Origin of the sequence: Paenibacillus naphthalenovorans (genome assembly GCF_900099895.1) — a bacterium.
GTDB lineage: Bacteria > Bacillota > Bacilli > Paenibacillales > NBRC-103111 > Paenibacillus_G > Paenibacillus_G naphthalenovorans.
The window spans coordinates 217,898-229,716 of the sequence record NZ_FNDY01000001.1; the positions used below are offsets into that span (position 1 = coordinate 217,898).

Annotated in this window: 8 protein-coding genes; all 8 read left to right on the forward strand. The window is 55.1% G+C overall.

Annotation, left to right across the window (positions count from 1 at the left end; translation table 11 throughout):
- Positions 1-46: 46 nt before the first annotated feature.
- The 8 genes from nth (at position 47) to parE (ending at position 11,788) form a co-directional block, all read left to right on the forward strand.
- Positions 47-739, forward strand: a complete 693-nt coding sequence (gene nth / locus BLT35_RS01190) for an endonuclease III (RefSeq protein ID WP_062408827.1) — start codon at positions 47-49, stop codon at positions 737-739.
- A gap of 21 nt (positions 740-760) precedes the next feature.
- The gene (locus tag BLT35_RS01195) at positions 761-1,033 is read left to right on the forward strand and encodes a hypothetical protein (protein WP_054818310.1); all 273 of its coding nucleotides are present in this window, start codon (positions 761-763) and stop codon (positions 1,031-1,033) included.
- Positions 1,034-1,093: 60 nt separating this feature from the next.
- Positions 1,094-4,792, forward strand: coding sequence for a dynamin family protein (locus BLT35_RS01200; RefSeq protein ID WP_139170753.1), 3,699 nt, complete (start codon positions 1,094-1,096; stop codon positions 4,790-4,792).
- Positions 4,793-5,107: 315 nt separating this feature from the next.
- The gene (locus BLT35_RS01205; RefSeq protein ID WP_254777485.1) at positions 5,108-6,523 is read left to right on the forward strand and encodes a M23 family metallopeptidase; all 1,416 of its coding nucleotides are present in this window, start codon (positions 5,108-5,110) and stop codon (positions 6,521-6,523) included.
- 307 nt (positions 6,524-6,830) lie between these two features.
- Positions 6,831-7,748 carry a GDSL-type esterase/lipase family protein gene (locus BLT35_RS01210; RefSeq protein ID WP_074726823.1) on the forward strand — a complete coding sequence of 306 codons (918 nt, stop codon included), beginning with the start codon at positions 6,831-6,833 and terminating at the stop codon, positions 7,746-7,748.
- A gap of 20 nt (positions 7,749-7,768) precedes the next feature.
- Positions 7,769-8,773 (forward strand): ABC transporter ATP-binding protein, encoded by a 1,005-nt coding sequence (locus BLT35_RS01215; protein ID WP_062408824.1) that lies wholly within the window; start codon positions 7,769-7,771, stop codon positions 8,771-8,773.
- Entirely contained in the window at positions 8,766-9,758 is a 993-nt protein-coding gene (locus tag BLT35_RS01220) for an ABC transporter permease (protein WP_062408823.1), read from the forward strand. The genes BLT35_RS01215 and BLT35_RS01220 overlap by 8 nt, the downstream gene beginning before the upstream one ends.
- A 62-nt stretch (positions 9,759-9,820) precedes the next feature.
- Positions 9,821-11,788, forward strand: a complete 1,968-nt coding sequence (gene parE, locus BLT35_RS01225) for a DNA topoisomerase IV subunit B (RefSeq protein WP_062408822.1) — start codon at positions 9,821-9,823, stop codon at positions 11,786-11,788.
- The last annotated feature ends 31 nt before the right edge of the window (positions 11,789-11,819 follow it).

An 11,819-nucleotide genomic window follows, 5' to 3' on the forward strand; every position in this document is an offset into this window, starting at 1 on the left:
TCAATTCGGTAAACTGTAAGAAATGGGCGGAAAGAGGGGCGAGACGATGAAACCAACGAAGACCAGAATCATTCTTGATCAAATCGCCAAAATGTATCCCGATGCCCATTGCGAGCTTCACCATTCGAATCCATTCGAGCTGACGATCGCTGTTCTATTGTCCGCTCAATGTACGGACGAAACCGTGAACAAAGTGACCGCCACGTTGTTTCAGAAGTATAAGAGACCTGAGGATTATTTGGCCGTGCCGCTGGAGGAATTAGAGCAGGATATCCGGCGCATCGGGCTTTACCGGAACAAAGCGAAGAACATTCAAGCGCTTTGCGCGCTCCTGTTGGACAAGTATGATGGAGAAGTTCCCCGTGAGCATGAGAAGCTTGTCGAGCTTCCCGGTGTCGGGAGAAAAACGGCGAATGTCGTAGTCTCCAATGCATTTGGTGTGCCCGCGATCGCCGTCGATACTCATGTGGAGCGGGTATCCAAAAGGTTAGGGCTGGCTGGAGAAAAGGATTCCGTGCTGGAAGTGGAAAAGAAATTAATGAAAAAGGTGCCGCGTGAGGAATGGACGCAGACGCACCATCGGCTCATTTTTTTCGGGCGTTACCACTGTAAGGCGCAAAACCCGAAATGTGAGCTGTGCCCATTGCTGGAATATTGCCGAGAAGGAAAAAAACGGTTGAAAACGAAAACGAACCCGAGCAGGAAATCCATGTCAAAGGGAAAAACTGTAAAAGTGTGAATGAGAAAGGATCGGATAATAGTGAAATGCATATCGGTATATACCAGTAATTTTGAAGTGTTTTCAGATATTTATGAGAAGGTGCTCCAAACTCCGCTTCAGGAAAATGAAGAAAAGCAGGTGGACGGCGTTACCGTTTCGGAGTCCGGCAGCGTGCCGGAAAATTATCTGAACCGAATGAAGCAGCGTCCTGAGGTTGTGGTCATGAAGGTGAAGGATAAAGACATTACCATTTTGCAGCACCGCGATGTGTTCGAAATTTTTATCCCTGAGACCGAAAATATGGTACACTAGAACCGAAGCAATTCGGTTTTTTTTTTTCTTTCAAACAGAGGATTAGGGGTAGAGAAACGGATGAAAAGCGTAATGACTTCAGGGGAAGCCATATCGGTTCAAGAGCAAGCGGGGAATATGAATCCGGACGCAACGATGGAGGAGGCCGTCCGTCATCTTCTGACACAAGTCGAACAGGCTGGCGATCAGGAGAACGGCCGAAAATTCAAGCAGCTGCTGGCTAAAGCGGAGAGCGGCCGGCTTCATCTGGCATTCTGCGGACATTTTTCGGCGGGGAAGTCAAGTTTGATTAACAAGCTGTGCGGGCATACGCTGCTGCCTTCCAGTCCGATTCCGACAAGCGCCAATATCGTCAGTATCGTGGATGGGGAAGCCGGCGCCCAGGTCATTTATCGGCATGAATCCCTTGACGGGGACGGCGCCGCGAAAGTGGAGCAGGTGCCATTGGATGATCTGGCGGAGCACTGCCGCAACGGTGAAGCGATCGAAACGGTGGAAATCCGTTATCCGATTCCGTTTCTGAAGGGGCATGCGGCGCTTTTGGATACGCCGGGGATCGACTCTACGGACGATGCGCATCAGTTGGCTACGGAATCGGCGCTGCACTTGGCCGATGTGGTCTTTTATGTGATGGATTACAACCATGTTCAGTCGGAAATCAATCTGGCGTTTACGAAAAAGTTGACGGAGTGGGGCAAGCCGCTCTATCTGATTGTCAACATGATGGATAAACACCGTGAGCATGAAGTGCCTCTGGATGTTTATCAGGCCGGAGTGCGCGAGGCGTTCGCGAACTGGGGGGTGACCCCTGCCGGGATCGTCTATACTTCGGTGAAGATGCCGGATCATCCGGCCAGCGAGTGGAGCGAGCTGGAGAGCCTGCTCGGCCGGCTGATCGAGCTTCGGGAGCCGCTGGTGCGGCTCAGCCTTGAGAAGTCGGCGCGCGCTTTGGCGGCGGCGCATGCCGCGAAGATGGCCGAGGCGAACGAGCCGGCCAAGGAGGCGCTGCGCGCCAAGATCGCCGCGGACGAAGGGTATGAGGCCGCGCAGGAGCAAATGCGCGAAGCGAGCGCCGAGCTTGCGCGGCTGACCGCTCTGCCGCAGGAGCTGGTGGCGGCGCTGCGTAAAGACGTAACGGCGGTGCTCGAAGCCGCGAACGTCATTCCTGCTGTGACGCGGGACCTTGCGCATGTCTATTTGGACAGCCGGCGGCCGGGCTTTAAGGTAGGCTGGCTGGGCTCGGCGGCGAAGACGGCGGCGGAGCGGCAGCAGCGTCTGGCCGCGCTGCATCGCGATTTTGTATCGCAGGTGGAGACGCAGGTGGAGCGGCATGTTCAGCAGTCGGTCAAAGCGGCCTTTGAAGGCCACGGTCTGCCGGCAGGTTTAGCGGCCGAGGCGGCGGATCGGATTCATGCGGAGATCACGCCCGAATGGCTGGCCGCTCAAGTGAACGAGGCGGCTGTCTTTGGCGGAGAATACACGATGACGTATTCGAAGCAGATTGCGGCGGAGGCCAAGGCGCTCTACCGCAAGCAGGCGTTCGCTGTGGCCGACGAGCTGGCCGACGCCCTCGCGGCGGCGCTTCAGCCGCGCCTCACGGCGCTGCGCGGGCAGGTCGCCGAGCTCGACGCGCGGCTTGCCGCCTCGCGCGAGCTCGAGCGGCTCGCGCAGGCGGAGGCCGCCTACGGCGAGGCGCTGCTGGCGCAGCTCCCCGCCGCGGCGGCGCCTGCGCTGCCCGCGCCTGCGGCAGCGGCTGCGCCGCAGGCCGCTGCGCCCGCCGTGCGCGAGCCAAGCGAGTCCCTCGCCTGGCTCGCGCAGCAGGCGGGCCGCGGCCCGGCCGGCGGCGCTGCGCTCGCCGCGGGCGGCCATCGCGGCCGGCTGCGCGAAGCGGCCGCGCGGCTGAACGCCGCCGCGCAGGAGCTCGACGGCTTGGCGGCGCTGCAGAGCATACGCCGCTCCTTGCAGGAGAAGGCGGAGCGGCTGGCGAACAACCGCTTCACTGTCGCGCTGTTCGGCGCCTTCAGTGCAGGCAAATCGAGCTTCGCCAACGCCTTGATCGGCGAGCGGGTGCTGCCCGTATCGCCGAACCCGACGACAGCGGCGATCAACAAGATCATGCCGCCCGATCCGGAGGCCGGCTGGCCGCACGGAACGGCCAGGGTCCGGATGAAAAGCCGCGACAGGCTGACGTCGGACTTGCTTTACTCGCTTAAAGTACTTGGAGTTCCGGCTGGTTCGCTGGCTGACGCGCTGGAGATCATCCGCCGTCTGAAGGCCGATCAGGTGCCGGGCAAAGGAAAGCCGCACTACGCTTTCCTGAAGGCGGTGGAGAAAGGCTGGGACGAGATGAGCCCGAGCCTTGGGCAGGATCTTCGCGTAACCGCCGACCAGTTCGGCGATTATGCCGCTGACGAAGCGCGGTCGTGCTTCGTCGAGCTGATCGAGCTTTATTATGCGAATCCGCTGACGGAGCAGGGCGTCGTACTGGTGGATACCCCTGGAGCGGATTCCATCAACGCCCGCCATACCGGGGTAGCTTTTGAATATATCAAAAATGCCGATGCGATTCTTTTCGTGACTTATTATAATCATGCGTTTTCCCATGCGGACAAAGAATTTCTGCTTCAGCTCGGACGGGTGAAGGACAGCTTTGAGATGGACAAAATGTTCTTCATCGTCAATGCCGCCGATCTGGCGTCTTCGGCCGAAGAACTGGAGGGGGTCGTGAACCATGTTGAAAACAACCTCCTGCAGCACGGGATTCGGCAGCCGCGGATTTACCCGCTGTCCAGCTACTATGCACTGGAAGGCAAGCTGCGTAAGGATGAGGAAACGGTCAGCCAATCCGGCATCCTCCGCTTCGAGCAGGAGTTTGTCCGTTTCACATTCGAAGAGCTGACGGAAATGGCGATTCAGGCAGGGGATGCAGATATTCGCCGCGCGGCAGAGACGCTGCAGCGGTGGATGGACAGCGCAAGGGAGGATGCGGCGGAACGAAGCCGGCAGGCGGAAGCGCTTCGTACCTCATGGGCTGCCGGGGCTTCTCTTCTGGAGAGGCAGGACGGAGATGCGGACGCACGGGAGCTGGCAAAGGAAATTCAGGAGCTGCTCTATTACGTCAAGCAGCGGACGCAGTACCGCTTCGGCGAGTTGTTCAACCTTGCGTTCAATCCATCTGTGTTCCGCGAGGACGGGAGAGATATAAAAACGGTGCTCCAATCGGCCTGGGAAGATTTGCGCCGTATGATTTCGTTTGACTTGACGCAGGAGGTGCTCGCCACCACGCTGCGGATTGAGAACAAAATCAACAAGCTCGTCCGGCAATCGGCGGTAACGTGGGTGGCCGCCATTCAGGAAAGGGGGATCCCCTCCTTTGACGCCCCGGACTTTGAACCGATGAAGCTGCGGACTCCGGAGCTGTCGCTTTCACTGGAGGCGGAGGATATTCAAATCAAATGGCTGGCGGGCTACTATAAGAATCCCAAGCATTTTTTCGAGGGTGACGGGAAAGCCCAGCTCCGCCGGGAGCTGGAATCGAGATTAAACGGCCCGATGGACCGGTTTGTAGAAGCACAGACCGCTTTGCTGGCAGCAGCATATGAGGCCCAGCTGCGCAGCGCGACGGTTGAGCTTGCGGACCGTCTGCGTCAAGCGCTGGAGGAGCATGTCTCCGGCTTGATCGAAGCGCTTGAGATGAAGCTGGATCTGCACGAGCTGCAGGCCAAGCATGAGCGGTTGCTGAACCGCATCGGGTCATGAGCGTGAATTATTGCGGGCTGTCCATGCGTGGACAGCTTTCTTCTTTTTTGCGCCAGGGTCAAGGCATACAACGAAAAAGGGTTCCAGGCTTTGGAGAGCAAAATACGATGCGCCGAAGCAAGCGGCAGATAGTGAAAGTAAACTTCAGACAGTCCGGCCAAACCTCCCGAATTCCCTTTCAAAAGCGGAATTTAGGGAGGTTTTTTGTTTTCTTGTCTTATCTCGGCATGAACGACATATATATGGTGAGGGTGCCAAACGATATGGCATTTATTTACATTTTCTCGTATCACCGTCTGAAGGGGGTAAAAGACATTGAAGAACCGCACGAGCGCAATGGGAAAAACGCTGGCTTTCATTCAATGGTTTACAGCCTTTGCTGTGATTATAGCTGTCGTCATTTCGGGCAGATGGTTTGTGAAGGCCCATAGCATCGTCTTGTACGATGTGTTCCTGGACGACCAATGGGTTGGCACCGTATCCGATACCGACAAGATCCGGCGGTGGAAGGCGGATCGTTATGAAGAAGCAGGGCAGCGGTACTCCTTTTACCGGTTCACGTCCAATTTGGATCGGCTTCGCTTTGAAGAGAGCACTACGCGCCGCGACGTGATCGACCTTGATGCGGTCCTGGCCGCTTTGAAGGAGAAAATCATGTTTACTTACTATGCCGTAGAGATCCGGATTGAGGGGAGAACGGCGGGGATTGTCAAGGATCCCGAGACGGCCGCCGCAATATTGGAACAGGTGAAGGCTCCTTATATGGCTTCCCAAAAGCATAAGGAGGCTTCGGTGTTGTCTGCCGGACAAGAAGGGAATACGCCCGAAGGAAGGACAACCGCCGAATTTGTACAAAGGGTGGAACTGCTGGAGACGGCCGTGACTCCCGGCAAAGTGGAGGCTTATGAGACGGTGCTGAACCGGATTGTGACCGGAGACGTTCAGCCTATGGAATATACGGTGCAGCCCGGAGATTGCATCTCCCTCATCGCACAAAGATATCGTATCCCTTCCGATCTGATTCGGGCGAATAATCCCGGTATTAAAAATGATTTGATCCGTATCGGACAAAAGCTGAATTTGAGCGTACAGCAGCCATGGCTCTCTGTAGTGACGAGAGAAACGCGCACGGAGCAAGTGAAGGTGCCGAGCGGAGTAAAATATGAAAAGGACAGCGGATTGAAATCCGGCGTGATCCAGATTGTATCTAATGGCAAGCCCGGCTTAAAGCAGGTGTCTTATCAAATCGTTCGCGTCAACGGCGAGTTGAAGGAAGAGAAGAAGATTGGCGAGCAGCTCGTGGAGGCCCCTGTGCAAAGCATCGTCCGTCAAGGAACAAAGGTGATTCCCGGAACGGGAACAGGGAAGTTCACCCTGCCGGTGCTGCGTGCCAAAGTGACCAGCGAATTTGGCCTTCGATGGGGTAAAAATCATAAAGGCACGGATTTCGTGTCCGATGAGCGCGGGATTCTGGCATCGGATAACGGCAAGGTCATTTTTGCCGGCTGGAAATCCGGCTACGGCAACTGCATTATTATTGATCACGGCAACGGGTATGAAACGCTGTACGGACACTTGAGCAAGCTGGGGGTCCGCCAGGACGAGACCGTAAAAAAGGGAGAAAAAATCGGCGTCATGGGCAGCACGGGCAACTCTACAGGCGTTCATCTGCATTTTGAAATCATCAAAAACGGCCGCCAGCAAAATCCGATGAAATATTTCAGTCTATAATGGTTCGCCCCGCAACCGGTCCGTTATTTTTGACCCGGCTTGACGGACCTTCGACGGTATTGGTTATCCCCTGCTATTCCTCCATTTTCCTCTGCAACCCTCCGACTAAACCATATACAAGCATGATACGATACACATGAATTTTACAGCCGTTCAAGGAGTGATGCTGCTTAAACCTTTGCGTGCAAACCCATTTGCTATGCCGTACAGCCGATTGGAACCGGGCTTCAAGTTTGCAAATCGCTGCTCAAACCGCTACTCTAAAAAAAGATGCAGCTTGATTCAACGAAAGAAATGGGGGAGAGCAGTGAAATCATCACGGTGGTTATGGCGCACTGTCGGGCTGTCGGCGCTATTGTCCACGATCCTGTGCGTTGGCGGCTTTGCGTATGCCGTAAATCAGATTATGTTTCCAAAACCCTCCGTACCGGAGAGTCCGGGGGAGGTTGCTCCTTCTGTAGAGACTAAGCCCCGGCAGGATGCCTGGGAAGCTAAAGAGCAGATACGCATCGTGGCCCTGGGGGATTCGCTGACGGCTGGAACCGGAGATCTGACCGGCAAGGGGTACGTCGGACAAGTCCGGGACAAGCTGGAGGAGCAGCTGGGCAAACCGGTATTCGTTTATAATAATTTTGCTATTCCCGGTTTTCGAACATATGATCTGTTGAAGGATTGGGACGCCAAAAAAGTCGATGTGGAGAAAGCGCTCGGAGATGCGGATCTTGTGCTTTTGACGATCGGGGGCAACGATTTATTTGAGGGCGGGGCGGATATTTTCGACCCGCAGGGCGGACAGGACACACAAGGCGCCGCGGATCCCTCCCGGGGGTCGCAAGGGACAAGCCCGCAGACGTCGCAAGGAACTTCGGATTCGGAGGAAGGGTTCAATCCGGCGGCAGCGGCACAGCGGATTCCGGAGGCGCTGAAGCGTCTGGAGCAGGTGTTCGACCGGGTGAGCAAGGCGAACCCCGGCGCAAGAATCATGTACGTAGGCTTGTATCACCCGTTTCTGGATCTGGATTCGAACCGTGCGGGAGCCCCGGTTATTCAAAGCTGGAACACGGGCGCTTTCGACTTGGCCAGCCGTTATCCGAACATTACGGTCGTACCGACCTACGATTTGTTTCAGTTGAATGTGAACAAGTACTTATATATCGATCATTTCCATCCGAATCAGCAAGGCTATGAGCGGATTGCGCAGCGGATCGTCGATATTTTGAATTAGGAGCAGGAGGGGCTGCAGATATGATAACGGTGAATGCCCAGGATAAAGCGCACGCCAAGGGGAGAGAGGCGCAGCTGGTTTTGTCCGTAAACGACGTGAAGAAGAAAATCGGCAATCGTTTGATCATCAAAGGCATTTCGTTTGACGTGTATGCCGGTGAAATCTTCGGGTTTCTCGGTCCGAACGGTTCAGGGAAGACGACGACGATCCGCATGCTGGTCGATTTGATCCGCCCTACGGAAGGATCGATCCGAATCTGCGGCTATGACGTGCAAAAGGAGCATAACGAGGCGCTTCAGTATGTCGGCTGTATCGTGGAAAACCCTGAGCTTTACGGGTATTTGAGCGGCTGGGAGAATCTGGAGCATTTTGCCCGGATGCTGCCCGGCATTACCGACCAACGTATTCGGGAGGTCGTTGACATTGTCGGGATGGACCAGCGTATTCACGACAAAGTGAAGACCTATTCATTGGGGATGAGGCAGCGGCTTGGCATTGCTCAGGCGCTGTTGAACGACCCGAAGCTGCTGATTCTCGACGAGCCTACCAATGGTCTCGATCCGCAGGGCATCAAGGAGCTGCGCGAATTTATCCGCAAGCTGGCGGATTCGGGTCTCAGCCTTTTCATATCGAGCCATTTGCTTAGCGAAATCCAGCAGATGTGCGATCGTGTCGCCATTATCAGTCAGGGAGAGGTCATCAAGGTCGGCGAGGTGTCCGCGCTGGTGGATGAGTCGGCCAGTACCGTCGTTTGGAGCGTTCAACCGATAGACCGGGCGCTATACATCTTGAAGGCCGAGCCGGAGGTCGTGATTTTCCCCGGCGGTAACCAGGCTTCGTCTGCAGGCGAAACCGGGACTGGAGCCATTCAGCCGCAGATCGTTACACAAATGAATCTGGACGCCATACCGGATGTATCGCGGCGCATGGTGGAAGCCGGGGTGCGGCTGTACGGTATTGAGATCAAAAATCCGACGCTGGAGGATCTATTCTTGAAGCTGACGGAGGGAGAGCGCATTGGTTAGTTTGTATCCGCTTGTCAAAAATGAGTGCATCAAGATTGTCAAGAAAAAGAGACTTCTGGTCGTGCTGCTCATCCTTGCTGCGATTATTCCTATGTTTACCTATGCCCAGTTGAAAGTGACCCAAAACCACCTCAAGCAGTTCGGGACCAATGACTGGCGGGCGGAGCAGCGTCAGAAAATCGTTGATTATACCCGCAGCCTCGGCAGCAACCGGATGCCCGAGGAGTGGAAGCAGTGGCGCAGGGTCGAGGTCAGCCTCGCGCAATATTATTTGGATAAAGATGTGAATCCGGCCTCCCCGAACGGGGTAACCTTTACAAGAGAGTTTGTGAAAAATGCGGTCGGCCTGTTCATCCCGCTCATGGTGATGGTGATTGCGGCGGATCTGGTGTCTGGAGAGCACACGTCCGGAACGATCAAGCTGCTGTTGACCAGGCCCGTTCAGCGGTGGAAAATCCTGCTGAGCAAGCTGATTGCGCTGATTCTGTTTACTTCCATCATCGTCATTGCCACAGGCTTGCTCGCCTATCTGATTTCCGGCGCTGTCTTCGGTTACGGGGGCTGGGACATGCCCGTCTTTTTCGGTTTTCAGCTCTCGGGAACGGAGATCGATTTCTCCCTGGTCCGTCCGGTCGAGCAGTGGCTTTATCTGTTCATGCAGTTCGGGCTGGTATGGTATTCCGCGCTGATTGTGGCCTTGATGACGCTGATGGTATCCGTATTATTTCGCAGCACGGCGGCGGGGATGGGGATCATGCTGGCGGTGCTGATCTCAGGTACGATTTTGAGCAATATGGTGTCCTCATGGGAAACGGCAAAATATTTTTTCATGGTCAATCTGGAGCTTACCGATTATTTGGCGGGCTCGCTTCCGCCCATTAAAGGCATGGATTTGCCGTTTTCCTTAGCCGTTTTGACGGTATGGGGGCTGGTATCCGTACTTGTGTCTTTTGTAGTGTTTACGAAAAAAGATGTATTGAACTAATCCTTTCAAATGTTATAATGCATGTTAGCTGAATGGAGACAAAAGGTGTGTAGGAGGCTTTAATGGCGGAACAACTGGATTTGTTTGGAAATGCAGCGCCGACGGATTACGGTGCTGACGATATTCAGGTGCTGGAGGGACTTGTAGCGGTCCGCAAACGGCCGGGGATGTATATCGGCAGTACCAGTTCATCGGGATTGCATCATTTGATCTGGGAGATCGTGGACAATGCGGTGGACGAGCATCTGGCCAAGTATTGCTCAGAGATCGACGTCATCATTCATAAGGACCAATCGGTGACGGTACAGGATAACGGCCGCGGTATACCTACCGGTATGCACAAGACAGGCATTCCCACACCGCAGGTGGTGTTTACGATTCTTCATGCGGGCGGCAAGTTCGGAGGCGGAGGGTACAAAAAATCCGGCGGCTTGCACGGCGTCGGCGCTTCCGTCACCAATGCGCTGTCCGAATGGCTCGAAGTGGAAATTTACCGCGAAGGCAAAATTCACCGTCAGCGGTTTGAATACTGGGTTGACGAACAGGGCAAAGAGCACGTCGGAGAGCCGGTTACAGGACTTGAAGTCATCGGCACGACCCGCAAAAGCGGGACGAAGGTGACGTTTAAGCCGGACAAACGCGTTTTTCATGGCGGCACTGCGATCAATTACGATACGCTATATGAACGCTTACAGGAAATCGCGTTCCTGAACTCGGGTCTCAAGGTCACATTGACCGACGAGCGTGCGGGCAAGCAGGAGACGTTTCAATACGAAGGCGGCGCCAGCCAGTTCGTCCAATTTTTGAATGAGGACAAAGCGGTGCTGCACGACGTGATTCATTTTTATCAGGAGAAAGACGAGATTGAGGTCGAGGTTGCCCTTCAGTACAACGACGGCTATACCGAGACCCTGGTTTCGTTCGTCAATTCCATCCCGACGCGCGGCGGCGGAACGCACGAGACCGGCTTCAAGACCGCATACACACGGGTGATGAACGACTATGCCCGCAAAAACGGGATGCTGAAGGAAAAAGAAAAAAATCTTGACGGACAAGATCTGCGCGAAGGCATGATGGCGGTCATCAACATCAAGATGGGCGAGGTCGAATTCGTAGGCCAAACGAAAGACCAGCTCGGGAGCGCTTCGGCGCGCAGTGCGGTCGATTCGGTCGTATCCGAGAAAATGGCCGTTTTCCTGGAGGAAAATCCGCATGTTGCGCAATTGATCATGAAAAAGGCGATTCAATCGGCGAAAGCCCGCGAAGCGGCGCGTAAAGCCCGTGAAGAAATCCGCAGCGGCAAGAAGGGGAAAAGCGAGAGCTCCAATCTTGGAGGCAAGCTGACACCGGCGCAGTCGAAGGATTTTACCCGCAACGAGCTGTTCATCGTCGAGGGGGATTCGGCGGGCGGTTCGGCCAAACAGGGACGCGATTCGCGCCACCAGGCCATCCTGCCGCTCAAGGGCAAGCCGATGAATCCGGAAAAAGCCAAGCTTCTCGACATTATGAAAAATGAGGAATACAAGGCGATTATCGCCGCGATCGGGGCAGGCGTCGGACCAGAATTCGATGTATCGGAAAGCAATTACGCCAAAATCATCATTATGACCGATGCGGATACCGACGGCGCGCATATCCAGGTCCTGCTGCTGACCTTCTTTTATCGCTACATGAAGCCGTTAATCGACGCCGGCAGAGTTTACATAGCCCAGCCTCCGCTGTATAAGGTGACCAAGAAATCGGGCAAGTCGAGCACGATAAAATACGCCTGGACCGATGAGCAGCTTCAGGCGTTGACCAAGGAGCTTGGCAAGAACATTGAGCTACAGCGTTACAAAGGTCTGGGAGAAATGAATCCCGATCAGCTGTGGGAGACAACAATGGATCCGGCTACGCGGACGCTCCTGCAGGTTCGGATTGAGGATGCGGCCAAAGCCGAACGCCGTGTATCCACGCTGATGGGGGATAAGGTGGATCCGCGTAAGCGCTGGATTATCGAGAATGTGGATTTTACGGAATTTGAAGAATAAGGATGCCATCCCGTTTATGAAACGCGGCTGA